General features: G+C 50.3%; 21 protein-coding genes and 1 pseudogene. 8 read left to right on the forward strand and 14 right to left on the reverse strand.

What is annotated here, in order from left to right; genetic code table 11:
- Positions 1 to 3 precede the first annotated feature (3 nt).
- The 4 genes from M2404_RS02440 to prlC all read right to left on the reverse strand — a co-directional run bounded on the left by M2404_RS02440 (position 4) and on the right by prlC (position 4402).
- Positions 4 to 882: an ABC transporter ATP-binding protein gene (locus M2404_RS02440; RefSeq protein ID WP_259238076.1), complete on the reverse strand. Its 879-nt coding sequence runs from the start codon at positions 880 to 882 to the stop codon at positions 4 to 6.
- A 104-nt stretch (positions 883 to 986) separates the two neighbouring features.
- Positions 987 to 1688: a DNA-3-methyladenine glycosylase I gene (locus M2404_RS02445; protein ID WP_259238077.1), complete on the reverse strand. Its 702-nt coding sequence runs from the start codon at positions 1686 to 1688 to the stop codon at positions 987 to 989.
- Positions 1689 to 1769: 81 nt separating this feature from the next.
- Entirely contained in the window at positions 1770 to 2267 is a 498-nt protein-coding gene (locus M2404_RS02450) for a hypothetical protein (RefSeq protein WP_259238079.1), read from the reverse strand.
- 86 nt (positions 2268 to 2353) lie between these two features.
- Positions 2354 to 4402: an oligopeptidase A gene (gene prlC, locus M2404_RS02455; protein ID WP_259238080.1), complete on the reverse strand. Its 2049-nt coding sequence runs from the start codon at positions 4400 to 4402 to the stop codon at positions 2354 to 2356.
- A gap of 146 nt (positions 4403 to 4548) precedes the next feature.
- On the opposite strand from prlC, the gene M2404_RS02460 reads away from it, so the two are divergent.
- Both M2404_RS02460 and gorA read left to right on the forward strand, forming a co-directional pair.
- Positions 4549 to 5124 carry a hypothetical protein gene (locus M2404_RS02460; RefSeq protein WP_259238081.1) on the forward strand — a complete coding sequence of 192 codons (576 nt, stop codon included), beginning with the start codon at positions 4549 to 4551 and terminating at the stop codon, positions 5122 to 5124.
- A gap of 107 nt (positions 5125 to 5231) precedes the next feature.
- On the forward strand, positions 5232 to 6587 hold the full coding sequence (gorA, locus tag M2404_RS02465; RefSeq protein ID WP_259238083.1) for a glutathione-disulfide reductase: 1356 nt from the start codon (positions 5232 to 5234) through the stop codon (positions 6585 to 6587).
- On the opposite strand, the gene M2404_RS02470 is transcribed toward gorA, so the two are convergent.
- From M2404_RS02470 to M2404_RS02480, 3 genes are read right to left on the reverse strand one after another with little or no spacing between them, the layout of a single operon-like run.
- Positions 6579 to 7982, reverse strand: a complete 1404-nt coding sequence (locus tag M2404_RS02470; RefSeq protein ID WP_259238085.1) for a sensor histidine kinase — start codon at positions 7980 to 7982, stop codon at positions 6579 to 6581. The genes gorA and M2404_RS02470 overlap by 9 nt on opposite strands.
- The gene (locus tag M2404_RS02475) at positions 7951 to 8637 is read right to left on the reverse strand and encodes a response regulator transcription factor (RefSeq protein WP_259238086.1); all 687 of its coding nucleotides are present in this window, start codon (positions 8635 to 8637) and stop codon (positions 7951 to 7953) included. The genes M2404_RS02470 and M2404_RS02475 overlap by 32 nt, the downstream gene beginning before the upstream one ends.
- Positions 8637 to 9458 (reverse strand): MipA/OmpV family protein, encoded by an 822-nt coding sequence (locus M2404_RS02480; protein ID WP_259238087.1) that lies wholly within the window; start codon positions 9456 to 9458, stop codon positions 8637 to 8639. Before M2404_RS02480 ends, M2404_RS02475 begins: the two co-directional genes overlap by 1 nt.
- A gap of 182 nt (positions 9459 to 9640) precedes the next feature.
- On the opposite strand from M2404_RS02480, the gene M2404_RS02485 reads away from it, so the two are divergent.
- The 5 genes from M2404_RS02485 (at position 9641) to M2404_RS02505 (ending at position 17109) form a co-directional block, all read left to right on the forward strand.
- Positions 9641 to 10819 carry an efflux RND transporter periplasmic adaptor subunit gene (locus tag M2404_RS02485; RefSeq protein WP_259238088.1) on the forward strand — a complete coding sequence of 393 codons (1179 nt, stop codon included), beginning with the start codon at positions 9641 to 9643 and terminating at the stop codon, positions 10817 to 10819.
- A 12-nt stretch (positions 10820 to 10831) separates the two neighbouring features.
- Positions 10832 to 13921 carry an efflux RND transporter permease subunit gene (locus tag M2404_RS02490; RefSeq protein ID WP_259238090.1) on the forward strand — a complete coding sequence of 1030 codons (3090 nt, stop codon included), beginning with the start codon at positions 10832 to 10834 and terminating at the stop codon, positions 13919 to 13921.
- A 77-nt stretch (positions 13922 to 13998) separates the two neighbouring features.
- Positions 13999 to 14976 (forward strand): aspartyl/asparaginyl beta-hydroxylase domain-containing protein, encoded by a 978-nt coding sequence (locus M2404_RS02495; RefSeq protein ID WP_259238092.1) that lies wholly within the window; start codon positions 13999 to 14001, stop codon positions 14974 to 14976.
- Between the two features lie 199 nt (positions 14977 to 15175).
- Positions 15176 to 16108 (forward strand): DUF6492 family protein, encoded by a 933-nt coding sequence (locus M2404_RS02500; protein ID WP_259238094.1) that lies wholly within the window; start codon positions 15176 to 15178, stop codon positions 16106 to 16108.
- A 206-nt stretch (positions 16109 to 16314) separates the two neighbouring features.
- A complete protein-coding gene (locus M2404_RS02505) occupies positions 16315 to 17109 on the forward strand; it encodes a glycosyltransferase family 32 protein (protein ID WP_259238096.1) in 795 nt (264 codons plus the stop codon).
- On the opposite strand, the gene M2404_RS02510 is transcribed toward M2404_RS02505, so the two are convergent.
- The 3 genes from M2404_RS02510 to M2404_RS02520 form a co-directional block, all read right to left on the reverse strand.
- Complete coding sequence (locus tag M2404_RS02510; RefSeq protein WP_259238100.1) at positions 17110 to 18105, reverse strand: SMP-30/gluconolactonase/LRE family protein; 996 nt, start codon at positions 18103 to 18105, stop codon at positions 17110 to 17112. It abuts the gene before it with no gap.
- A gap of 91 nt (positions 18106 to 18196) precedes the next feature.
- On the reverse strand, positions 18197 to 18979 hold the full coding sequence (gene map / locus M2404_RS02515; protein WP_259238101.1) for a type I methionyl aminopeptidase: 783 nt from the start codon (positions 18977 to 18979) through the stop codon (positions 18197 to 18199).
- Positions 18960 to 19178, reverse strand: a complete 219-nt coding sequence (locus M2404_RS02520; protein WP_068233510.1) for a ParD-like family protein — start codon at positions 19176 to 19178, stop codon at positions 18960 to 18962. Before M2404_RS02520 ends, map begins: the two co-directional genes overlap by 20 nt.
- Before the next feature lie 196 nt (positions 19179 to 19374).
- Between M2404_RS02520 and M2404_RS02525 the strand changes: the two genes are divergently transcribed.
- Positions 19375 to 20403, forward strand: a complete 1029-nt coding sequence (locus tag M2404_RS02525) for an oxidoreductase (RefSeq protein ID WP_259238105.1) — start codon at positions 19375 to 19377, stop codon at positions 20401 to 20403.
- 4 nt (positions 20404 to 20407) lie between these two features.
- On the opposite strand, the gene M2404_RS20370 is transcribed toward M2404_RS02525, so the two are convergent.
- The 4 genes and pseudogenes from M2404_RS20370 to M2404_RS02545 all read right to left on the reverse strand — a co-directional run bounded on the left by M2404_RS20370 (position 20408) and on the right by M2404_RS02545 (position 26820).
- The gene (locus tag M2404_RS20370) at positions 20408 to 20935 is read right to left on the reverse strand and encodes a methyl-accepting chemotaxis protein (protein ID WP_473091806.1); all 528 of its coding nucleotides are present in this window, start codon (positions 20933 to 20935) and stop codon (positions 20408 to 20410) included.
- Between the two features lie 6 nt (positions 20936 to 20941).
- Positions 20942 to 21703 (reverse strand): annotated as a pseudogene (locus tag M2404_RS20375) (PAS domain-containing protein); the annotation flags it as partial.
- Positions 21704 to 21897: 194 nt separating this feature from the next.
- The gene (locus tag M2404_RS02540) at positions 21898 to 23892 is read right to left on the reverse strand and encodes a metallophosphoesterase family protein (RefSeq protein WP_259238108.1); all 1995 of its coding nucleotides are present in this window, start codon (positions 23890 to 23892) and stop codon (positions 21898 to 21900) included.
- 135 nt (positions 23893 to 24027) lie between these two features.
- Entirely contained in the window at positions 24028 to 26820 is a 2793-nt protein-coding gene (locus M2404_RS02545) for a TonB-dependent receptor (protein WP_259238109.1), read from the reverse strand.
- Positions 26821 to 26988 lie beyond the last annotated feature (168 nt).

Genomic DNA, 26988 nt, shown 5'->3' on the forward strand with positions numbered 1-26988 from the left:
CCCTTATGCTGCATTCTGTCTGTGGGCAGACAAAGTAGAAAAATACACATCTTCCAGGCCAGGCACTGCCCGGCTGAAGCCTTCAGGGGCTTGCTCCGCATACACATGCAACACGGTGCGGCCAGCCAGTAAGCGCTTGGCAATAACCGGTAATTGTTGTTCCAGCTCTGCCGCTTCTGCCGCCGATACTGTTTTATGCCAGATCTTACCCTGCAAAGCCGCAATCAAATCAGCCGGATTACCCTGCTGCACAATCTGGCCACCCGCCAATACTGCCATGGCCGGACAAAGTTCGGCGACATCATCAACAATATGGGTAGATAAAATAATCACCTTTTGCTCGCCCAGGCTGACCAGCAAATTGTGGAAGCGGTTACGTTCTTCCGGATCAAGCCCGGCGGTGGGTTCGTCTACAATAAGCAGATCAGGATCGCCCAGCAACGCCTGAGCAATACCAAAGCGCTGACGCATACCACCAGAAAAACCACTGACGGCCTTGTCTTTGTGCTGATAAAGATTGGTATGTGCCAACAGGCCATCTACTAGCTCTTTACGCTGCTTTTTATTGGCAAAGCCCTTTAGCACTGCCAGATGATCAAGTAAATCTGCCGCACTAACCCGCGGATACACATTAAAGTCTTGTGGTAAATAGCCCAGTGTTTTGCGCAGCGCCTGCGGGTCATTTAGTACATCTATACCATTAAACACTATGCTGCCAGCATCAGGCTGCTGTAATGTAGCAATAGTGCGCATTAGCGATGATTTACCGGCACCATTAGGGCCAAGTAATCCAAACATGCCTTTTGCTACGGTTAAATTAATATTGTTTAGCGCTTTCACGCCATTGCTATAAGTTTTGTTAAGCCCTGTTATTGTTAGCATATTAATTCTCCGTGTAAAAATTACTACGCTAACACGGCTTTAACTCAACAACACACAAATTAACCGCAACAGAAACAGTTAAAATGTAACCAATAGTTACATCATTATTGCTGCATTCCAACAATATTCTCGCCAACACTTAACGCAATAATCTGGCTGATGTGCGCCAGGCTACGGCCTGATTGCTTATGCCAAAGATTAAACTGCTGCTGGATCTGATTTAAACTGCGTTTGCTGTTTATACCGCCATCAAATATGTTGGTTGCCCGCAGGTAAGCTTCAACATCAGTGCTTAAAATAAAGGTATCTTTACCAATAGCCCGCAACGCATAAGGCCCGGTATTGCCGCCAAGGCGGGCGCCATGCTGCTTAAGGTAAGCCCATAAACCGATAATATCGGATGTTGGCCAGTCGGCAATAAAACGGCCGAAGCTGCCATGTTTGCGGGCAATATCATCAATCATCATGGCATTGTGGCGGATGGTAAACACTTTACCGGCATTGCGGATAATACGTTCATCACGGGCTTTGGCTTCAAGCATCTCATCGCTCATCAACAGCATTTTTTCGATATTAAAATCGAAAAACACTTCACAAAAGCCCGGCCATTTTTGCCGCACAACACGCCAGACAAAACCAGACTGAAACACTTTTTTGGTTAGCTCGCCCAGCAGCAAGTTGTCTGGTATGGCAGCAATATCATCGTTGCCGGCACTGTGGCCCAGCAAAGCTGCAAGCGCTGCCGCGCCGCCTTTGCGCTCACAGGCACGTTGATAAATACGATCAAAGGGTTCAGCGGTAGTCAAAATTGTACTCATCTTCAGTGAAAAAATAAGGCAACACGGGAATGGTTGCCTTTATGCTTATATTGTAAACGTTACTGCAGGTTAATAGGCTGCAGTTTCGCCGCCTTCTTTTAGCGTACACACGCCATTTTGCAGCACTACAGCTGGTTTGGGCACGACAGCGCAGTCAGACATCAGGCCAATGCGCTCGTTCTCTGCTTTGGCAGCAGAGTTGTATCTGGCTATCAGAGCCATAATCTCCGTTTCATTGCCGCCTTTGGTAGACACAGCTATGTAGCTGGCCGGACCGCCACAAGGTTTGCTGCCGAAGCCTACTACCCGGCACTGTTCAACATTATCTGCTTTTGCATCGCCAACCCGCGCCATAATTTCAGCCCGCATGGCGCTGAGGTTTACTTCATCTGCCATTTGTTGCTTCCTCGCTTTTACCGCACTTACCGGATCTTTGCTTGGGTCTATCGGTTCTATCAATGGTTTAGGGGGCAACCGCTCTGCAGTGGTATCACTACCTGCCTGGCCCTGCTGGCACGCCGCCAGCGTTAAAGCCGCCATGATTACTATCAATACCTTAGTGCGCATATTTATTCCTCCGCGTTCGGCTTCAGCTTGGCAGAGCTGATGTAAATTCGCAATAAATTGTTAAGTTTAAATTAACCATGCCGGTATTAACCAGCAATGCCCATATGGCGCAACAAAGCTTCATTAGATGGCTCACGGCCACGGAAACCTTTAAATAACTCCATAGGCTCGGCACTGCCGCCGCGCTCTAAAATCCAGCGTAAAAAATCGCGGCCGGTGTCAGCATTAAAAATGCCTTCTTCCTCAAAACGGCCAAAGGCGTCGGCTGATAACACTTCAGCCCACAAATAACTGTAATAACCGGCGCCATAACCACCGGCAAAAATATGGCTGAAACCATGCTGAAACCGGTTAAAACGCGGCGGTATAATAACCGATACTTCATTGCGTACTTCATCCAGTAGTTGCTGCACACGGCCGCCCTGCGCCGGATCATACTCAGCGTGTAAACGAAAATCGAACAAGGCAAATTCAAGCTGACGCACCAGAAACATTGCCGACTGAAAGTTTTTCGCTGCCAGCATTTTATCCAGTAAGTCCTGCGGTAATGGCTCTCCGCTTTCATAATGGCCGGAAATAATGGCCAGGGCTTCACTTTGCCAGCACCAGTTTTCCAGAAACTGGCTTGGCAGCTCTACTGCATCCCAGGCCACACCGTTAATACCAGCTACCGCTGCAGCATCTACCTTGGTAAGCATATGGTGAATGCCGTGGCCAAATTCGTGGAATAACGTAACCACTTCATCATGCGTAAACAGTGCTGGCTTGCCACCCACCGGCTTATTAAAGTTACAGGTTAAATAAGCCACCGGCGTTTGCACGCTGCCATCAGGCAAAATACGCCGGCCCTGGCAATCGTCCATCCAGGCACCGCCGCGCTTTTTCGCCCGGGCGTATAAATCCAGATAAAAGCTGCCGCGCAAGGTGCCTGTGGCATCAATAATGTCGTAAAATTTAACATCGCTGTGCCATACATCCACACCGGTGCGCTGCTTTACTTCTACACCAAACAGCTTGTTCAGTACGGTAAATAAACCGGCTACCACTTTGTGTTCAGGGAAATACGGCCGCAGCTGTTCATCAGAAATAGCGTATTTGGCCTGTTTCAGCTTTTCGGCATAGTAAGTAATATCCCAGGCCGCCAGCTCTGTTACAGCGTATCCGCTTTGGGCAAAGGCTCTTAACTCTGCTAAATCCTGCTCGGCTTGTGGTTTGGCGCGGCGGGCTAAATCCTGCAGGAAATCCAGCACCTGCGCCGGGCTTTGCGCCATTTTTGTTGCCAGTGATTCTTCTGCAGCGTTGTTAAAGTCCAGCAATTGCGCCAGCTCATGCTTGAGTGCCAGGGTTTCTTCAATAATGCCGCTGTTATCAAACTGGCCGGCTGTCGGGCCCTGATCCGACGCACGGGTGCAGTAAGCGCTGTATAGCTCTTCACGCAACTCACGTTTGTCAGCATAGGTCATTACGGCAATGTAGCTGGGAAATTCCAGCGTAAACACCCAGCCTTCCAGCTCTCGGCTTTGTGCTTCTTCAGCGGCAGCCAGTTTGGCATCATCCGGTAAACCAACCAAAGCGGCTGCGTCGGTAATATGTTTAAACCAAGCCTGGGTTGCATCCAGTGTGTTGTTAGAAAACTGCGAACTTAAATCGGATAAACGGCTTTGAATTTCGCCGTAGCGTTGTTTCTTCTCTGCTGATAAGCCAATGCCCGACAGCTTAAAATCCCGCAGCGCATTTTGAATCACTTTTTGCTGCGCCGCCGTTAGCTCAGCATACTGCTGGCTTTGTGCCAGTTGCTGGTACTTCTGGTACAGGCCCTCATGCTGGCCCAGCCAGGTGCTGTATTCAGACAACAACGGCAGGCAGCTTTCATAGGCTTCCCGCAGTTCGGGGGTATTCACTACTGAGTTCATGTGCGACACCGGCGACCACAATTTCCCTAAGCGCTCGCTGTCCTGATCCAGCTGTTCTATCAATGTGTGCCAGCTAACGTCTGGCAGTGCCACTGCAGCTTCAACTGCAGCCCGTGCCTGTGCAATAGCCTGCTCAACCGCAGGTTTAACCTGCTCTGGCGTAATCTGGGAAAACGGCGGTAAATCCGGGAACGACAACAAGATATTCTGGGTAGCAGACATGGCAAACCTTAAACTAAAGTAACAAAGATTAGCCTTAATGTTGGGGCAAACACCACTATTGTCAATGCTAAAACAACCTTATTGGCAGTAACTATCGCTGTTGGCTATACTGTGCAAAATTTGTTAATCAAAGGAATGAAACCCAAATGAAAATACTGCAAAAAACTGCAATCAGCTGCCTGTTATTTAGCTGCCTGAACCTGACTGCAAGCGCCAATGAAATAGACGAAGCCATAGCTGCTGCTACCAAACACTACAAAGCCGGAGAGTTGTCGCAGGCGATATCTCAGCTGGATTATGCCAGCACCTTAATCCGCCAGGAAAAAGGCGAGCAGGTAAAACTGGCTTTCCCACCGGCTCCCAGTGGCTGGCAGGCGCAGGATGCCAATGCTGAAGTAGCCGCAGCAGCAATGTTTGGCGGCGGTATCAGCGCCTCACGCAACTACTACAATGACAGTGACAGCATTGATATTGAACTGATGATGGATTCGCCAATGTTACAGGCTTTTGCCATGATGCTGAGCAACCCATCGATGATTGCCATGTCAGGCGGCAAACTAACTAAAATTCAGGGCCTGCAGGCGGTGCAACGAGCAGATGGCAGTAACCTGGAAATTCAGTTTGTTACCCAGGGCGGTGCCATGGTTACCGTGCGCGGCAATAACACCAACCAAAGCACCATGTTAGCGCTGGCCAACAGTATTGATTTAAAAAAGCTGTAAGTACGGCTACGCCCTGTCGCCAGTACAGCACAGATTGGCAGCAGGGCTTGTAAAACACCACACTAACCCCTATAACCGCAGTAATGTCTACTTTGCGGAATTGCCTGATGTCTCGTCATTTTAACTATATATCTATTGGAGGCGGCAGCGGCGGTATTGCCAGCGCCAACCGTGCGGCTATTCGTGGCGCAACTGCTGCTGTAATTGAAGCAAAAGCTGTCGGCGGCACCTGTGTAAATGTTGGTTGCGTGCCGAAAAAAGTAATGTGGTACGGCGCCCATGTTGCCGAAGCGCTCAAATACAGCCCGGCCTATGGTTTTGACATCACCCAAAATAGCTTTAACTGGGCCACGCTGGTAAAAAACCGCGAAGCTTATATCCAGCGCATTCATGGCAGTTATCACAAAGGCTTTGATAATAATGGCGTAACCTATATTGAAGGTTTTGCCCGTTTTATTGACAAGCGTACCGTTGAAGTTAACGGCGAGCTTATTACTGCCGATCATATTACTATCGCCACTGGCGGCCGCCCGGTATTGCCTGATATTCCGGGCGCAGAGCACGGCATAGATTCAGACGGCTTTTTTGCCTTAACAGAGCAGCCGAAAAAAGCACTGGTAATAGGTGCCGGTTATATCGCAGTAGAAGTTGCCGGTGTATTGCATGCACTTGGCACAGATACACACTTGCTAATACGCGGCGATAAACCACTGCGCAGTTTCGACTCTGACATTACCGATATGCTGCTTGAGCGTATGGCGCAGGACAAACTCAAACTGCATAAGCAAACCAACGTGATAAAAATAGAGAAAATCAGCAACGGCAACTTAACCGTGCATTGCGATAATGGCGTTGAGTTTACCGGCGTAGATTGCGTAATCTGGGCCATTGGCCGCGAACCCGCCAGTGACAAGCTCAATCTGGCAGCAGCCGGGGTAAAAACCGATAAAGATGGTTTTATCAGTACCGATAAATATCAGAATACCAACGTAAAAGGCATTTATGCCGTAGGTGATGTTACCGGCGAAGCACAGCTAACCCCGGTAGCCGTTAAAGCCGGCCGTTTATTAGCTGAGCGCTTATTTAATAAAAATATGCCCGATGCGCATATGGATTACTCACTAATCCCAACCGTAGTATTTAGCCACCCGCCAATTGGTATTATCGGGCTTACCGAAGCCGAAGCTATTGAAAAGTATGGCGCAGCCAATGTAAAAGTTTACCGCTCTGGCTTTGCTGCCATGTATAACGCCATCACCGAGCATCGCGCCCTTAGCCGCTTTAAACTGGTATGCACAGGTAAAGACGAAAAAGTGGTTGGCCTGCATGGCATTGGCGAAGGTATGGACGAAGTGTTGCAAGGCTTTGCTGTAGCAATAAAAATGGGTGCCACCAAGGCCGATTTTGACGCTACTGTGGCACTGCACCCCACCAGTGCTGAAGAGTTTGTTACGCTACGTTAGGGCATTACCGTTTCCAATATTCACACCGAGGCTTGCCTGCAACTGCAACCGGAACATTAAGCCCGGCTGTATTTTGTGGGCTGATAACACCCAGCCATGCGCCAGAGCAATTTCGCGGCAAATGGTCAGGCCAAGCCCGGCGCCGGTATCGCGCTTGTGCGCGCCGCGCCAGAAGCGGTCAAACAACTTAGGTAATTGCGCATCTTCAATGCCCGGGCCGTGGTCGCGCACGGTAATATTGTCTGAAAACACATCTACCGACACAGCGCTGCCTGCAGGTGCATGTTGTATGGCATTTTCCAGCAGGTTTTTTAGCAACGTAAACAGCGCCCCCTTATCAGCCTCCAAAATAACATCGGAAGCATGCAGTTCCAGATTAAGCGTCACCTGTGCGGCATCTGCCATACGTTGCAAATAGGCTACCGTCTCTGTTACCTGTTGCGGCATATTAACCCGGATAAACTTGTAGTTCTGCCGTTCACTGGCTTCTGCCAGCAATAACAATTGCTGCACCTGCCGCGACATATAGCTGACATCATGCAACAACCAGTTACGCTGTTCTGTCTCTGTCATCAGTTCAAGCTGGGCGCGGATTAATGCCAGCGGGGTTTTTAGTTCATGCGCGGCGGTGGCCAGAAACTCCTGCTGTACACGATAACCATGCTCCAACCGCTCAAGTGCCTGATTAAAGCTGTTTACCAGGGGGGTGAGCTCGGTAGGCACGCCTTTAACCGGCAGACGAACATCCAGAGAATAAGGAGAGATAGTGGACGCAGACTGAGATATCTCTTTTAGCGGCCGGAGGGTATAGCGCAGAGTGATGTAAGCAAACAAACCGAAAGCAAACAGCGATACCACGCTAAATAACGTAACGCCGGCGCCCACCAGCGGCATTGCAATATGCCGATGCATCAGCTCCATAAACCTTGTACTGGCGGTAAGCTGCAAATACCAGATTTTACCATTGTGTACAATTGGCTCAGTTGCCCCATGCATAGTAAGGCCATTATGCTCAAAATCGAACCGGCCGCGCGCCAAGCTGAGCAGTTCTTTGCTCTGCGGCCAGACAGACTCGCCAGTACCTGATTGCAACACCACATTACCGGCTTCGTCCAGTATCCGGTACGCCGTTTCACGCGAAATACTGTCAAACAACCATGTTACATCCTCTACTTTCGCAGCAAAGCCAATCGGCGTACCTTTTTCATCGTACCGGATATCATCTGCAATCCCTGCCGCGGCGTCGGCCAGGTCCATTCTGGCAAGCGTATTGTCTTGCAACACCCAAACCGCAGCCAACAACAGCAATGTTACGCTCAGAATCATCCCGCCGAGATACGATAGCAGTACCTGCAGGCGTAAACTATTGAAGTGACGCATCGTTACGAAGCGCATAGCCTATACCTCTTATATTTACTATCCGCTGCTGCGAACCAATGGCCTGCAATTTGCGCCGTAGCCGATGTAACGCCACATCCAGTGCGTTGGGCGTAACTGCCTCACTAAAGCCCCAGCCAGCGGCTTCAAGCGCACTGTGGCGCACCGATTCATTACATCTGCGCACCAGCAACAGCATAATTTGCATTTCGGCCTGCGCCAGTATTTCGTTTTTATCACCACAACACATCAGGCTGTCGGCCGGGCGCAAGGTTAAATCGCCGCATTGCGGCGCCAATGAACGCACTTCAGCCGGCCGGCGCAGCAATGCCCGCACCCGCGCCAGCATTTCTTCCATGGCAAAGGGTTTAGCCAGATAATCATCAGCTCCGGCATCCAGCCCTTCTACCCGATCATTCAAAGCGGTGCGGGCAGTTAGCACCAGGCAGGGAATAGTATTGCCAGCCTCACGTAAACGCCGCAATAATGACAGGCCATCACCATCCGGTACGCCACGGTCTATCACCAGCGCCTGATAAGGCACCTGCCGTAAAGCAAGCCAGGCATGATCAATACGGCTAAATACATCGGCGACAATACCAGCCTGTGCCAGCCCTTCGCATATCAGCCGGGCTAAACGCTCGTGATCTTCAAGTAACAGGATACGGTTCATCAGAAACGGTAAATATAACCGAGCATCACCCAGTTTTCTGTTGAGCTGTCTACCAGAGGGCTGTCTTTTATTTCTGACGCCAGGCTGGTAACGCTAACATCCAGAAACACAAAATGCTTTTGCTTAAACATATAGCCTCCACGGGCACCAACCTCAAAATTTACTGCCGACTCACCCTGATAATAAGCCCGGTCAGCCGTTACTTCATTGGCTCGTACGCCGTAGTAGTAATCAACATAGTTTTTATCCAGCAAGCTCACTACCAGCCGCGGGGTGAACATAAACTGTTGTTTAAAATGCCAGGTTCTCTCTACAGCAAAATTAAATGCATTGCCTTCGCTGTCGCCAGACACCTCAGTAACATATTCGGCACTGATATCAGCCAGGCTGTTTTGCCATTCTGCTTTAAAGCCTGCCCAGAAACCACCATCACGATCTTCCATACCATTAAGAATTGGCGCATCGCTTTGTTCGTAGTCGGTAAAATCGTATTTGCCGATAATACTGAAACTAATTTTATTCGACTCACTAAACTGATAACCGGGCAACTTAACTGCCAACTCCGGCCCGGCCAGCCGGATATAACGGTTTTCGTAGCTCAGTATCGGTAATACCTTATTATCACGGTCAATATCAGTATAAGCCTTCTGGCTGGTGACGACTGCCAACCCCAGCCCCCAAGATGACTCAGATGAGTCATCATCTACTTGCTGTGCCGTAACAGCCAAAGGTAAACCGGCTCCAAGCAGCATAAACGAAGCCGCAACAGTGCGGGTCATTGCCGTTTTCAAATAAGGCACAGTTGAGATCACTAAGCGCATAGATAACTTCCTTTCAGGTATGTATAGGTGGCGTTGTATGTAAAAACAGCCCCCATCATCCACCGCCTGACTTACCTAAAACTTACCAAAACATTTTTTTGTTGTTTTTGCGCCAGTAAGTTTGCTGAAAGGCAACTTGCCGGATAGTAGCTGCGATGCCCGGTAGAATAAGGAAGCAGAAAATGAAAAGATCACATCAGGTTGTTTTAATAGCCACGGTGTTTGTGGTGGCAATTACTGCAGCCATTGTCATCGCTGCTGATAGCGCCGATACACCAGCAAACAACCCCAGCATTGCAACCGCTAAACCCACACTGACAGTTAACCTAACTACACCGCAAGTTATGGTGCTGCCGCAGACAATATCTGCCAATGGCAATATCAGCGCCTGGCAGGAAGCCATTATCGGTAATGAAACTGAGGGGTTAAGGCTGGAACAGGTGAACGTGAACGTAGGTGATATCGTGCAGCGCGGCCAGGTACTGGCGACCTTCGCCGCTGATACGGTTAAGGCAGAACTGGCGCAAAGCCAGGCTGCGGTGGCAGAAGCCGAAGCGGTGCTGGCCGAAGCGGCCAGCGACGTCAAACGTACTGCTGATTTGCAAGCCAGCGGGGCGCTGTCAGCACAGCAAATTCAGCAATACCGCACTACAGAAAAAACCGCACGGGCCCGGCTTAAATCGGCACAAGCAAATTTGGACACCCAACAGCTACGCCTGCAACAAACTCAGGTGCTGGCACCGGACAACGGCATTATTTCAGCCAGAACGGCCACTGTCGGTGCAGTGTTGCCGGTAGGCCAGGAGCTGTTTCGGCTGATCCGCGGCAACCGGCTGGAGTGGCGGGCTGAGGTGTCAGCGCAAGATCTGGCAAAGCTGCAGCCGGGGCAAATAGTACAGGTTACGCCGGTCGGCGGTAAAACCATTACAGGCACAGTGCGCATGGTGGCGCCGGTAGTAGATACCCAAACCCGTAACGCTTTGGTCTATGTTGACTTACCTGTCGATAACGCCACCCGGGCCGGCAGCTTTGCCCGCGGCCAGTTTGAACTGGGGGCGACGAAGGTGCTAACACTGCCGCAAAGTGCCGTGCAACTGCGGGATGGTTTTAGCTATGTGCTGCGAGTGGGCCCGGATGGCAGAGTCAGGCAAACCAAAGTCAGCACCGGGCGGCGCACCGCTGATTTGGTGGAAATTACCAGCGGCATAACCCCGGCTGATCAGGTTGTTGCTACGGGCGGTGCCTTTCTTGGCGATGGTGACCTGGTGCAGGTTGTCTCCCTCCAGCCCGCTACACGGCAACCCGCAAAACCCAGCGCAACCACAGCGGCTGTAAACGCTGCATCAGACGAAGCGATGTAGCCGGAGTATAAAATGAATTTGAATATCTCTACCTGGGCCATACGTAACCCTACGCCGGCTATTTTGCTGTTTATTCTGCTGACCTTTGCCGGGATTTTCAGTTTTCGCGCTATGAAAGTACAGGATTTACCTGATCTGGATTTACCCACAGTTACGGTAACAGTGGAGCTGCCAGGGGCTTCACCGTCCCAGCTTGAAACCGATGTGGTGCGTAAAATTGAAAGCTCGCTCGCTACCGTGCAGGGCGTTAAACATATTTACAGTAACCTGACCGATGGTGAAGCCAGTATTTCGGTGGAGTTCCGCCTGGAACGTTCTATACAAGAGGCCGTTGATGATGTGCGTGATGCGGTATCGCGCATCCGGGCCGATCTGCCGTCAGATTTGCGCGATCCGGTAATAAAGAAGGAAGAATTATCCGGCTCACCTATTCTGACTTACAGCCTTAGCTCAGCACAAATGGATAACGAAGCCTTATCCTGGTTTGTTGATAACGATATCAGCAAAACCCTGCTGGCAGTCAGAGGTGTGGGTGCTATCGCCAGAGTGGGTGGCGTTAACCGGGAAATACGCGTTGATTTGGATTTTGCCAAACTGCTGGCATTTAATACTACGGCTGCCGATATTTCCCGCCAGTTACAGCTGGTGCAGCAGGAAGCCGCCGGTGGCCGCGCCCATTTTGGCGGCATGGAACAATCGGTAAGAACCATTGCTACCGTGCAATCGGCTGAAGAATTCGCTGCAATGGAAATTACGTTAACTGATGGCCGCCGGTTGCGCCTGGGCCAGATAGCCTCCGTGTCTGACACCTTAGCAGAGCAACGCTCAGCTGCTTTTTTGAACGGCGAGCCGGTAGTGGGTTTTGAAATAACCCGCGCCATCGGTTACGGCGAACTTGAAGTTGCAGCAGGGGTACGTGCCGCGCTGCAACAGCTACAAACACAGCGGCCAGATATCAGCGTAACAGAAGTATTTAACCTGATTGACCCGGTAGCCGAGAACTATGCCGGTTCCATGCAGCTACTGTATGAAGGCGCCTTGCTGGCGGTACTGGTGGTATTTCTGTTTTTACGCGACTGGCGGGCAACCTTTATTTCTGCACTGGCACTGCCGTTGTCCATCATTCCCACCTTTTGGCTGATCCATATGATGGGCTTTTCACTCAATACCGTCACCTTATTATCACTCTCGCTGGTAATCGGCGTGCTGGTTGACGATGCTATCGTTGAAATAGAAAACATCGAGCGCCATTTGCTAATGGGTAAAACGCCGTTTCAAGCCGCTATAGAAGCTGCCGATGAAATTGGCCTGGCAGTGGTTGCCACCACCTTTACCCTGGTAGCAGTATTTTTACCCACCGCCTTTATGAGCGGCGTAATCGGCAAGTTCTTTGTGCAGTTTGGCTGGACAGCTGCTATAGCAGTGTTATTTTCCCTGCTGGTTGCCCGGCTGCTTACGCCGATGATGGCAGCCTACCTGCTGCGCTCGCCTCAGATGCATAATAAGCAGCAGATTAAACCGGAGCCGGGCTGGGTTCGGTACTACCTTAATCTGGTAACCTGGTGCTTGCAGCACAAAGGGTTAACCCTGAGCGCAGCGGCGGTATTTTTTGCTGGTGGCATTATGCTGGCGATGGCACTGCCCGGTGCTTTTATGCCAGCAGATGACAATCAGCAAACCCAGGTTACGCTTACTCTGCAGCCCGGCACTAAACTGCAGGATACCATTGCCCTGGCAGAACAGGCGCGTCAGATACTGCAGCAAAATGACTATGTAAAACAAATTTACACCGCTATTGGCAGTGGCAGTTCCGGTGCATCAGATAACGCCGGAAGCACAGCAGCCAGCGTGCGCTCTGCAGTGCTGACACTTAGCCTGACCCACCGCAGTGAGCGTGCCGGTTTTCACAAGCAACAAATTGAACAGCAATTACGCGAAATGTTAAACACCCTGCCCGGCGCCAGAATTAAAGTGGGTATGGGCGGAAGCGAAAATTATATGCTGGTACTGGCTGGCGAAGACAGCCGCATACTGCAACAACATGCGCTGCAGGTAGAACGCGAGCTAAGGACTGTTCCGGGCATTGGCGCTGTGACTTCCAGCGCCAGCCTGGTCCGGCCGGAGCTGATTGTTACTCCCGATTTTGCCCGCGCAGCCGACCTTGGTGTAACTTCATCGGCCATTGCCGATACACTGCGGGTTGCCACAGCCGGCGACTATGAGCAGGATTTACCTAAGCTTAACCTGAGTGAACGTCAGGTGCCGGTGGTGGTACGCCTGAATGATATCGCCCGCGAAGATTTCGACACATTTAAACGCTTACCGGTACCCGGCGCCCGCGGCCCGGTAGCACTTGAGAACGTCGCCAGCCTGGAAATAGGCAGCGGCCCGGCTGAAATCGCCCGCTTTGACCGGATGCGTAATATTAACTTCGAGGTAGAACTAAACAACCTGCCACTGGGTGTGGTTGAGCAGGCCGTATTGGCGCTGCCAAGCCTGCAAGCTCTGCCACCGGGCGTATCCCAAACTACATTGGGCGATGCAGAAATGATGGGCGAACTCGCCAGCGGTTTCGCGGTGGCTATGTTAACCGGTGTGTTCTGTATTTATATGGTACTGGTACTGCTGCTAAAAGATGTTGTTCAGCCGGTCACTATTCTTGCTGCACTGGTGTTATCGGTGCCGGGTGCCTTCCTGGCGCTGTTTTTAACCAATGCCGCGCTGTCGCTGCCGGCAATGATTGGCTTAATTATGTTAATGGGCATCGCCACCAAAAACTCTATTTTGCTGATTGACTACATCATTATTGCCAGACGCGAGCATCTGCTAAACCGCTGGGACGCCGTTATCGACGCCTGCCGCAAACGGGCCCGGCCAATAGTGATGACAACCATAGCCATGGGCGCCGGCATGATGCCGATCGCCTTAGGTATGGGTGGCGATCCGAGCTTTCGCGCACCAATGGCGATTGTCGTGATTGGTGGCCTTATCACCTCAACTTTTCTCAGCTTGCTGGTAATACCGGTGGTGTACAGCTGTGTAGATGACGTCGTGCAATGGCTAAAACCGCGTTTGCGCCGTTTTTCACCGCTGAACCACTAACACCCTCCCGTTTAACTGAAGTTTACGGCTGCGCAAAAAACGCAGCCGGTTTTATGGCCAGATCAGGAGCCAATATTATGAGTGTCAGTGTTTTTATCGTCAGCAGCATTGTGCTGTATTCCATTGCATGTGTAGCTTATGTTTATCGTTGGCGGGGGCAGGCGCGCTATGCTTCATTTAAGCAGTATCTGCGCAAAAGCTGGCCGGTGTTTGCGCCACTTAATTGCCTGTTGTATATGGCTACCCGGGCCTGGGCCCGCAAACCGGTGTTAAACGCCGACTACCTGCAAAACATTGCCGTGCTTAGAGATAACTGGCAACTGATCCGCGATGAAGCCCAGGCGCTGCAGGCAACCGGAGCTTTTGATGACATTAAAACACCCGGCTCGGCCGGTTATTACGATGTTGGTTTTCGCACGTTTTACAAACGTGGCTGGAGTAAGTTTTACCTGACCTGGTACGGCACTCACCACCGTTCAGCACAGCGTTTGTGCCCGAACACTGTGGCATTGCTTAGCCAAGTACCGCAAGTGCGGGGCGCCATGTTTTCCATCCTGCCAGCCGGTTCTGAACTTAGCCTGCACTCCGACCCCATGGCAAGCTCACTGCGGTATCATCTGGGCCTGAGCACCCCTAATTCAGCCAAATGTTATATCAATGTCGATGGAGAACATTGTATCTGGCTTGATGGCCGGGATTTTATCTTTGACGAAACTTACCCACATTATGCGCACAACGACACAGATGCGGCCAGATTGATCCTGATGTGTGATGTCGAGCGGCCAATGCGCCTCGTCGGGCGTATATTTAATCTGCTGTATCGGTTTATCATCCGCGGCACCGTGGTGCCTAACTCTGCAGAGGATAAACGCGGTATCTTTAGCGCTTTATTTGCCATGATTGCGCCACTGCGGCAAAAAACGCTGCATTTGCGCAGTACTCACCGCCGACTATATAAAACGCTGAAGCTCATCCTTAACACCAGCCTCGTTGTTTTGTTACTAATAATATTACTGACTTTTTTCAGTCTGTTTGAACATTTATTACTGAAATAAGCAGGTAAAGCGCCAGAAAGGGCTGCAAACATATGTTGCATTAGGTTAATATTCTGTCTTTACCAGCTAACATAAAAAGTGCTGTTTCAACTGAACTGAAAGCATAAAAACAAGCCTTCTGCTTGTTGAAATACTCTATGTTAACGCTACGTAATGAATTGACAGGCTATATGCTTAACTACGGCTATATTGGTGATTGATGAAAACTGCTATGACTATAGGTGCGGTGCTGCCGCTTAAAGTAACCGGCAGCTACGGTGTAGACGATTTAAACCGGGCGCATATTTTATTTAGCTCACTGCAGCGTTTTGCCGAGCCGGGGCTGTTCAGCGAGTTTTATGTAGTGGTGCCCGCAGCTGAAGTAGAGCAAGTCAGTTCGGCTTTTGCCCGCTGGCAGTCGCTGGGTATTCAGGTGATATCGGAAGACACTCTGGTACCGGAACTGGCAAAGTACCCCAAAATGCGCGGTTGGCGTAAACAACAAATCGTTAAACTGGCGATAGCCACAAAAATGCAGGCAAAATTTTATTTAACTTTTGATGCCGATGCTATCTGCCTTAAACCTATCAGTGCAGAAAAACTAATTGTCGATGGCAAAGCTTTGTTGCAATACGAACAGCGCGCCCAGCACCCCAAATGGTGGAAAGCCTCTGCCCGTATTTTAAAAATGAATGCCAATGTCGGCGATCCACAACTGGGCATGACGGTAACACCGGCTATTTTAGCCACTGATATTGTTAAAGGCCTGATGCAACAACTTTCGCCAAAAACAGCAAAGCAAAGCTGGGTAGACTGGCTCTGCCAGTTACATTTACCTAAACACCCGAAAAACTGGCTGTTACACCGGTTTTTAATGCTGAAGTGGACAGAGTATTCATTGTACTACCTGTGCGCCCATAAGTTGGGAATGCTGGATAAATACCATGTAACCGCCGGTACTGCTGAACTGCCACAGCGCTTACTGGTGCATGAATCTCACCCTTTTGAGCAGTGGGATGTTGCGCGCAGTTTCAGCAACAACTGCCCCGGCCTGTTTTGTGTGGTGGGCAGTAAAACCTTTTTACCCCCTGCAGAAGTATGGCAAAAAGTAAGGCCTTTTATTGCACCGCAGCAAAAAGCCGGCCCTCTATAACCGCCCAATTGCTATTCAGCATAACTTAAGCTCAAACCAACAAAATAGCACCATCCTCTGGTGCTATTGCGGCAGGCAGATTTGTCAAACTGAGCACAGCCTTAGTTTGTAACTAAGATAACAGCTTGATTACAAAGTCACACAATCTGCTACCCATCGCCGCTTTATATTACCGCCAGTAAATACAATGTGCAGCGGTGTAACTGATGATCCCTAAAATAATTCATTATGTCTGGGTAGGAAATGCGCCCAAGCCCGAACTGGTACTCAAATGTATCGCCAGTTGGCAAACGCACCTGCCGAACTATCAGATTGTAGAGTGGAATAACGACAGCGTGCATGCGCTGGACAATACCTATATGCAACAGGCTTTTGCAGCAGGCAAATGGGCTTTTGTTTCTGATTATCTGCGGCTTTACGCTTTACAGCAGTACGGCGGCTTTTATTTTGATACTGATCTGGAAATTACCGCAGATCTTGAAGCATTCCGCCAGCATGATTTTGTTACCGGCTTCGAACAGTTTAAAAAGCGTCTGGCACCGGTAACGGCGTTAATGGGAGCCACCGCCAACAATCCGGTGATCCGGCAACTACTGCAACCTTACTCCAGCAAACAATTTATTAAAGCCGATGGCCAGTTCGATTTAACCCCTAATACCGGGCTGATCAGCGATATCTTTGCCGCAAAGTTTGGCTTAACTAAACCCTACACTGCCCGCCAGATCACCAAACTGACAGACAATGCCTTTATTTACCCCAGCCACTATTTTTGTACACCTGAGGCGGGCAAACCCGGCTACGCCATTCATCACTTTAACGGCTCCTGGTTTGAAGAATACAGCCGTAAGTTATTGTTCAGCATTAAGAACTACAAACTTATCCGCTTAAAGCGCAATAAAATCCGCTCGGCACTGCTGCCTTTGCAGGCAGGTGAAACCAAAATCTGGCAATTTGGCCTGAATGCCAGATACAGCCTGCTGGTGGTACAAGACAGTAACTGATCAGTTTGCCAGTTTAATCCGCAGTAAATAACTGCTGGCGGTAATATACAGCCAGCTGTTGTCATGACTTAACGCCACATTGGCCGCGGCTACGCCGGTTTGTATTGTGCCAAGGTGCTCGCCCTGTGGCGACAACACCCAAACACCACCCGGCCCGGTGGCCAGCAATACGCCTGATGGCAGCACTTTTAAACCATCGGGCAGGCCGCTGGCGGTTTTGGTTGCGGCTGTAGCATCAAAAAACAGCTCGCCTTTAGCCAAACTGCCATCGGCGTTAACGGCATAACGCCACCACTGCGCCGCTGCCGGATCAGAATTGGCAACATACAGCCATTGCTCATCCGGTGAAAACGCCAGGCCATTGGGCCGCGTTAAATTATCAGCTAACAGCGTGATCTTGCCATCTGCTGCCAGCCGGTATACGCCATTTACGCTTTGCTGCTTTTGCGCTGAATCATCACCGCCTTTTAAGCCATATGGCGGATCAGTAAAGTAATAAGCTCCGCTGCTATGCTGCACCAGATCATTCGGGCTGTTTAGCAATTTGCCCTGATAATGGCTCACCAGGGTTTGATATCGCGGTAATTTACCGGAGGCGTCCTGCAATACTGCCAGGCGCCGGTCACCATGCTGCGCCAGCACTAACTTGTTATCAGCATTAAAAATTAGACCGTTGGCGCCTTCCTGTAAGTTGTTGTCAGGGTACAGGCCAGTGTAGCCGGATGGCTGCAAATACACCGTTAAGCCCTGTGTTTTATTCCAGCGGTAAACGGTATTTTCGGGTACATCAGAAAACAGAATATCGCCGGTTTCCGGCTCAGCTACCGGCCCTTCTGCCCAGCGAAAACCTTCGGCCAGTTGTTCCAGCATTGCATCTGCAGCCACAACCTGTTGCATCTGCGGCTGAAGTGTTAATACCGGCTGTACCGGCCAGGGCGTGTTAGCTGCCAGCGCCGGGGCAATAAGTAAACACAGGGCAAAAGCTGAAAAACGCATAAAAAGTCCGCCAGATCAGGAAAAGTGCTTACAGGCTAGCATTAGTACCCGTTTGATGAAATGCTCAAATTTGCTGTTTTGTTTATGTTTATTAACACAACTGTGCTTGTTCTTCCGGCCGCAGCGTTAATACCTCTACCCCACTGTCGGTTACGGCAATAGTATGCTCCCACTGCGCCGATAATTTTTTATCGCGGGTTACCACTGTCCAGCCATCTTTTTTAGTTTTTACTTTAGCACTGCCCTGGTTCAGCATGGGCTCTATGGTAAATACCATACCGGGCTTTAACAGCATACCGGTTCCGGCGGCGCCATAATGCAGCACCTGCGGTGCTTCGTGCATTTCACGGCCAATGCCATGGCCGCAATATTCGCGCACTACGCTGTAGCCTTTACTGCGGGCAAACTGCTCAATAGCAAAGCCGATATCGCCTAAACGGGCGCCGGGTTTTACTGCCTTAATACCAAGCCATAGCGCGCTGTAACAATCATCTATTAACTGGCGCGCCGGAAAACTCAGCTCGCCAATGCCGTACATTTTGCTGGAGTCGGCAATAAAGCCATGTTTTTCCAGCGTAATATCCACATTAACAATATCACCGTCTTTCAGCACCTGCGTAGCTGATGGCACGCCATGGCACACCACATCGTTAACCGAGGTATTAAGCACATAAGCAAAACCATACTGGCCTTTGCTGGCCGGGCGCGCTTGTAGTTCATCAACTATATAGCGCTCAGCCAAATCATTGATCTGCAAAGTAGACATACCCGCTACGATACTGTTGTCCAGCATGGCAAATACCTGAGTCAGTAAGTGGCCAGCCTCACGTTGCAGCGCCAGTTCGGCGGCAGTTTTAAGCTGAACGGCGCTCATCGCTGCCTCCGGCCAGTTTAAACTCTGCCTGCTGCAGCAGCATCTGCACTAATTGCTGATAATTGTGCGTTGGGTGCAGTTCAGCCAGCATGCCCATTTTCAACCAAAATTCGGCCTGTGCATTAATAGAACGCGACATAGCTCCGCTGGCTTTACGAATTTCTTCATGCAGTTCATCGGCAATTTTAACAATACCCAAGGTGATACTCCTCGACTAAGGCTTAACATACGAAGTATACATAAAACATATATTCTGGTAAAGCCAGACCAGTCATTCCTGTTGCCCTGATTTTCAGCTGCACTTTTGATTTAAGTTGCGCCAATTTTAAGTTGCGCTGCGGCGGCTATTTTCGCAAAGTAACCAGCTTAGTATTTAAGTGTGAGAGCAAATGCCAATGGCTTCAGAACTGCGCACCCTGCTGGTAGGTTATGGTTATGCCGGTAAAACCTTTCATGCCCCGCTGCTACAGGCAACGCCGGGCCTTAAACTAACGCATGTCGCGTCATCGCAGGCTGCATTGGTTAAGCAAGAGCTGGGGAATGATATTACAGTATTAGCCAATTACCCTGCCGCCGTGCAACTGGCAGAAATTGATCTGGTGGTTATTGCCAGCCCGAACGACAGCCACGCCCCACTGGCCGAACTGGCGCTGCGCGCCGGTAAGCATGTCGTGGTAGATAAACCCTTTGCGCTTAGCTTTAAAGCAGCCAAAGCATTAACGGCACTGGCGGCAGAGCAAAAACGGCTGCTGTCGGTATTTCATAACCGCCGCTATGATGCCGATTTTCTCAGCTTGCAGCATCTGCTAAACAGCGGCCAACTGGGCCAGGTAGCGCATTTAGAATCACGCTTTGACCGCTTCCGGCCGCAGGTACGCCAGCGCTGGCGTGAACAGGCCGGGCCTGGCGCCGGTTTATGGTTTGATTTAGGCCCACATCTGCTGGACCAAAGCCTGGTGTTATTTGGCCTGCCACACAGCATTACTGCCAGCTTAAAAACGCTACGGCCAGAGGCCACAGCCACAGACTGGTTCTCGGTACTGCTGGATTACGGCCATTTTAGTGTGACCCTTGGCGCCTCTATGCTGGCCGCCGCACCATCGGCGCGCTTTACCTTGCAGGCTCAGCATGGCAGCTGGCAAAAGTTTGGCCTGGATATACAGGAAGATCAGCTAAAACAAGGCTTAACACCTGCTGATGCGGGCTGGGGCATAGAACCCCAACCCGGTTTGCTGTATCAGGCAGAGCACCTTACCCCCTACAGCACCGCAACGGGTTGTTATCAGCATTATTACGCAGCCATTGTTGCTGCCATAAACGGCAAGGGGCCAAACCCGGTACCGCCACAGCAAGCTTGTGACGTAATGTGGCTGCTTGAACTGGCTGAGCAATCGGCAGCAGCGGGTAAAACGTTGCCGGTTTAACTGCTTACTGAATAGCCGATACCGATTCTACTACGCGCTGGGCGCCACGTTCGATATCGTCAATTATTGCCGATAATTGGTTAATTTTATCGCCGTTTTGCTTACTTAAACCGTCAATAGAATTAATGGCCTGCAGCACATTTTGTGTTACTTCAAGGTTTCTGCTGACAACACTGGAGATATCGCTGGTGGCCTGGCTGGTTCTGGATGCCAGTTGCCTTACCTCATCGGCTACCACGGCGAAACCGCGGCCTGCTTCGCCTGCCCTGGCGGCTTCAATAGCGGCGTTTAATGCCAAAAGGTTAGTTTGCTCTGCCACACTGCGGATAATACTCACCATATTGGCAATTTCTTTGGCCTGCTCATTTAAACTTTGGATCACAGTATCGGTTTGCAGCACAGTGGCAGAAATTTCTGTCGCCAGCGCGGTGGACGACATAATATGCAGCTTGCCCTGCTCTGCCACGTTAAAGGTTTCTGTCGCGGTTTCATGGGCTACACGGGCAGCTTCGCGGGTGCGCATGGCTTGCATAACCCGGTTGGTAATCAAGGTAGCAAACTTAATCACCTTGTGTACTTTGCCCTGCGCATCCAGAACCGGGTTGTAGGTTGCCTCCAACCACACTTCATTACCATGCGCATCAACCCGTTTAAACTTACCGGAACTCAGTTTGCCCAATGCCAGCTGTTGCCAGAAATCGGGGTTTTCGCGATAAAAGCTGTCGTCACAAAGCATACGGTGGTGTTTATGCTTAATTTGCTCCAGCCGGTATCCCATCGACTGCAGAAAATTCTGGTTCGCATTAACAATAGTGCCATCAGGGGTAAATTCAATTACCGCCATTGCTTTGTCTATAGCGCTGTAAATGGCTTTTTGCGCTTCCGCCTCCTGCTTTTGGCGGGTAATGTCGTAAGCTATTTTCATTACAGAGCATACTTTGCCACTGCTGTCCTGCACCGGAAAATAGGTAGCCTCAAGCCATATTTGCTTACCACCGTTGGTTTTACGCAAAAAAGTACCGTGCTTTGCTTCGCCCCGTCCAAGCGACTGCCAGAAGGCTTTATATTCGCTACCATTAGCATAAGCGCTTTCACAAAACATCGCATGATGCTGCCCTTTTATCTGTTCCAGCGTATAGCCTACCGTTTTAAGAAACAGATCATTGGCATCTTCGATAACACCGTCGCGGGTAAAACAGATTAACGCCACACTGTTACGCATTGCCGCAATGACCGCAGCATAATGTGATGACTCAGCTTGTGCAGACAACAATTGCGCTTTTAACTTAGTATTAAACATGTGGCCCCCAAAGTTCAGCAGCACATTCTAATATAAACCATCCAATGTTGGTCAAAACAGAGGCAACTTGATATTAGCATGCAATGAGCCACCAATACGGCGCCAGCGTTACTTATGATCAGTATAAAAACAAAAAACCGGAACAATCAGATATTGTTCCGGCATGTTCAGACAGCGCTCTCGCTTTTAATCGGTTACTGGCTTAGATCATGAATACTGCCGTTGCTTAAATCCAGCCTAAAGTGCATATCGCTGTCACCGTGGCGAAAGGCCTGCAGCAGTTGAAATAAACCACCAAACTGCCGGGCAAAGCTGTCGTTACCTTGTTCTGTTTCAGCTTTAGCCGCCAGCAGGCGTGTAAGCAATTGATACTGCGCCAGCCGCTGTGGGCTGATATCCTGCAAAGCCAGGCTACCGGCATTACGCAGCCGGTAAAAATCTACGGCTAAATCAAAGCCATTCCAGCTGCCAAAATCCTCTGCTGCCAGGCCAGCCTGTGTTACCAAAGCTTCAGCCGTCGTGGCTGCTTGCTGCCAGTTTGGGCTTTGCTGCAATGTTGCTAACTCTGCCAGCAGCTGCGTTAACTGCAATGGGCTTTGCAGTTGAGATAACACCAGCATTTGCCGGCCATTTAATGCCAGCAGGTTGTCGCGCAGCGGGGCGGGCCAGTCTTGCGGTAAAAAGCGTTGCCGGGTTAATTCGCTAAGATGCCAGTTGGTAAATTCGCGGTAGCTTTTTGCCGTCAAAATGGCCTTATTCCACAGTGGCCTGCCCTGCTGCGTCAGGGTGTTATGCTCCTGCTGATAATGTTCAAACAGCTCGTTATAACGCGGGATATCGTTCAGTACCACGGTTTGCACTTCAACATTTTGCTGCGGTTTTAGTGTTACCAGCTTATAGGCCGGTACATAAGCCGCCAGCGATGGTGCCTGCACATTTACCAGCACTTTGCCATCCGGGCTTTTGCTAATGCCGGTGTCGTTAATATGCATATGACCGCCGATATGCAGCTTTAAACCGGTAGCGGCCAGCATATTACTGACACTGTCCGCCGGGCTGCGGGCCAACTGAAAACTATCGGCGCCAAACTGTTCGGCAATAGCAGCAGACTGGCCATTATAAAACTCAGTCATCGGGTAATGGCTAAAAGCAATTAACGTTTTACCGGCTTGCTCAGCGCGCTGTACTACCCGGGTTATCCAGTCTGTTACCTGGGTTTTATGGCTAAACATGCGGTTATAACCGGCATTACCGGCCCCGGTATAACCATTGCCATTGTCACCGGCCTGCGGCACATAGACATTGGCATCTATTGCCAGTAACCATAGCCCCTCTACCGGCTCTACCAGGTAACTGCTGTCGGGCACCATACTGCACTGGCTGTAATCTGGCTGCTTATAATGCCCACCGGTACCTTGCAGGCATATTTCATATTGGCGCTGCGTATAAGTAGCCTGCTCACTGGCCTGGCTGAAGCGATAATTACCTTCGTTGTAATTGCTATATGGCGTTTCCCAATACAAATAACCCGGCTGCGGGTAAAAACCAAACGGCGCCAACTGCGCCATAATCTCTTGATAGCCCAGCTCTTTTACCTCTTCGCTGCAAATGGTACTGAGTTTGGTGTGGCTTTGTATCGCCGGTAATTTAGCGGAACACGCGTCACTGCCGGGGCTGTAGATGGGCTGCTCGTAGCCATTAATGCCTAAATAATCGCTTTTACCGGCCGGGCGGCTAAAGGGCCGTACCGGATCATGGTTACCGGGAGCGGCAAAAAACTGCATGCCGTAAGTGTCGCTGTAATGCTGCAAAATAGCGGCCAGGCCACGGATATGCAGCGGCTGGCCGTCATCGCTAAAATCGCCGGGCAGCGCTATCAGCTTAATGTCACGCGCTGCGGCGTCGTCCAGTGCGGCCAGTAAAGCAAAGTAGTTTTCGTTAAATAACCGGGTAGATTTAAGCTGCGCCGCCATACTGCGGATAGTGGCATGTTTGCCACTTTGGCTGTTGGGTAAACCGGCAAAGGCGCCATCGCTGAAATTAGCGTAAATATCGTGAAAATGAATATCCGGCATAAAGGCAATTTGTAACTGTTGCCCGGTGCCTGTCTCAGTTGGTATTGCTGTTGATACTGATGTTAAAGCTGGTGTGGAGGCGGGTTGCTCAGAGCAGGCACTGATGCCGGACATTATACCTGCTGCCACCAAAACAAAACCGGGAAAACGCTTAAACTGCATACTTTTGCCCACTGCTACATAGATTAAAACAGTGTACCGCCAACACGGTAACAAACAAAATTACCGTGCTGGCGGTGCTGATTACCCTTAGAAATCCGCGCGGATGCCTAAACTGATGCGGCGGCCGGAAAACTCATTCATCACCGGGAACAACGGGCTTAACGTATAGCCGGTAGCTTCTTTGTCGGTAATATTAATCCCTTTTAAGCTCAGCTTGATGTTGTCGGTAAGGTTATAGCCAATAGCAATGTCTACCTGGCCATACGCATCGCGGTATACCGGGTACATATTCAGGTGGATATACTCTACGTATTTGTCTTTGTAGTTATAAGAAATGCGGGTATCGAAGCGGTCATTCTCATAATACAACGTAAAGTTGTAGGTTTTGTCGGCCAGGCCTTCCGGCGGGGTGGGAATATCCAAATCCGAAGCGCCGGTTAACGAGTTATCCAGCATGGTATAGTTGCTGTTAATACCAAAGCCTTCCAGTGCAGAATGCAGCATATTCAGCGGCAGCTGGGCAATCAGCTCCAACCCGGTTACTTTGTACGAGCCTTCAGCATTTACCGGCTGGAAAACATCAAAATCATAATAACCATCTAAGGTGCCGTTGGCGTTGCGTTTTTCAACGTTTTCTACCACACCGGTCAGGGCTTCACGCACCACACCGTCAATTTCTTTCCAGAAGTAAGACGCCGCCAGAATACCACCACTTTCCAGATACCATTCCACACCGGCTTCCCATTGTTTGGCCGTAGTGGGTTTAAGATCCGGGTTGCCGTCTTTAAAGCGGAATTCACTCCAGCTAACCGAGCGTTTATACGCTATATCGCCCAGCGCCGGGCGCATCAGGGTTTCTGAGGCTGCAGCACGCAGTAATACGCCATCTGCCAGCTCCACTGTCATATTCAGGCTGGGTAGTAAGTCGTTATAACTGCCTTTTTTCGAAATTGGCGTATCGGTGTAGCCATTAGAGCCATCTTCGTTTTGCACTTGGTGGTAACCAAAAGACAATACAGAGGTATCTACCGCCCGTACACCGGCATTCAGTGTTACCGGCAGACCGGCCAGATCAAAGTCCAGGTTTGCCATGGCATACAGGCTTAGCACTTCTTCATCTACGCGGTAGTAATCGCCCTCGTTAAACGGTGTGCTAAAACCGGCATAGCGAAAGGTACTGCGGGCGTAATCGTTAGCCACCTGCATCCAGTTCAGATCTTTAGCTTTGTAAGCACCGCCAGGCACTATATCTGTTACCCATTGCAGTTCGCTGTCGGCCAGAGTACGGCTATTAACCCAGGATGCATCACCGGCCGCCGGACCCTGAATTTTAGCACTGCCAAACTGACGCTCTTTTGATTTATCCGTGTAACGCACACCAAACTGGACGCTGCTAAGTGCCGGCATAAACGACAGCTCAAGCGACTTTTTAAAATCGAGCTGGGCGGCGTATTTATCGTCGGTCACACTTTCCAGCTCGGTTTCGTATGCTTCAAACAGGTAGCTTTGCGGCGAGTTATACATATCAATACTGGCCGGGTTAGCACTAACTATGGTTTCGCCGCCGGTTGCTGTCCAGCGTGTACGTGACGGCGCATAGGCCACGTGTTTCAGGTTGGCGTAATCCTGCTGTTTTTTCGCCCCTGAGTACCCTATCAGGCCGTTGATATCCCAGCCGTTGGTTTGCCAGTCCAGCGTCAGGCTGTACTGCGAGTAATCGGTTTCATTAATACGCTGTTTGCTTAAAAACTCGTGTTGCGTAGCGGTGTACGACACATCGGTCAGTACCACTATGCCGTATTGTGCCAGCGTGGTGTCGTCGTAATCGTGAATGGTTTCCAGCGTACTGCGGCTGGAAGCAGAGTAAGCTGCCGCATCGTATTCATCTTCTGTTACATCGTAGCCGCCTTTCATCGCATCAAAGGTCAGGCTGAAATCATTGCCTGGTTTGTACTGCAACGATGCGGTAGCACCCCATTTATCCTGATCATTCAGGTATAGCCGGTCGCCTACTTTGTCCTGAAAAATAATCCGGCTGGTTTCGTTTTTATCTCTGCGATCGCTCACCACGATACCGGCATCACGTTCCAGCACGGCAGCAGCCTGATCAGAGCGTACTCCGGTTGCTTCCAGAAAACGGCCCATTGGCCGGAAGTTAATACCTGAGTTGGCGTCGGTTCTGTTGGTGCGGGTAGCTTTAGAAAACGAAACCAAAGCGCCCCAGTCACCAAAGGTATCGCTGGCTAAAAAAGAGAACTTAGGATCAATTTCTTCTGAAATAGAGTTATGCGCACCTTCGGCCGATACAATCAGCTTGCGCTCGCTGTAATCAAATGGCCGCGCAGTAGAGATCATTACCGACCCGGCAATACCGCCTTCTTCATCTGCTGCCGTGGGCGATTTTTGCACGGTAACACTTTGAATAATTTCTGAGGCAAAAATATCAAATTCCACATCACGGCCACCACTGCCTGATGCTGTCGCCAGGTTATTAATAGACACATGGGTAAATTCACTTGGCAGGCTGCGCACGTTAATTTTACTGCCCAGGCCCTTATTGCGCTCAATGGTCACACCCGGCATCCGCTGCAGTGCTTCGGCCAGGTTTTGCTCGGGGAAATCGGCTACGTCGGTAGCAACGATAGAATCAGAAAAACCGATATTGGTTTTTTTCAGATCGACGGCTTTTTCCAGGCTGCGGCTGTAACTGCCGGTAACTGAAATGACCTCAACAGCTTGCTCTGCGATGTTGTCGGTAGTTTGCGCCAGCACTGGCGCAGCTGCCAGCAACGCAGTGCTGATTAAAATCTGCTGTACTGCACGGCTTAATGGTTTTTGTTGTAATTTGCTGATGTCGTTGTGTTTAAAAGAATACTGCATCTGTGTACCCACTGCTAATAGCTACCGCAGGCCAGGCCTGCTATAGCAGCAACCTGGCCTGACGCGCACGGTTATTATCGGATTGGCTGATAAGTGCTCCTGAGCCACAGCAACTCAGGTAAAAACCGTGGCACTGCATCCTGCCATCAGGAACGCCGCTACACTACA

The sequence above is a fragment of the Rheinheimera pacifica genome (genome assembly GCF_024809855.1).
In the GTDB taxonomy this organism is placed as follows: Bacteria; Pseudomonadota; Gammaproteobacteria; order Enterobacterales; family Alteromonadaceae; genus Alishewanella; species Alishewanella pacifica_A.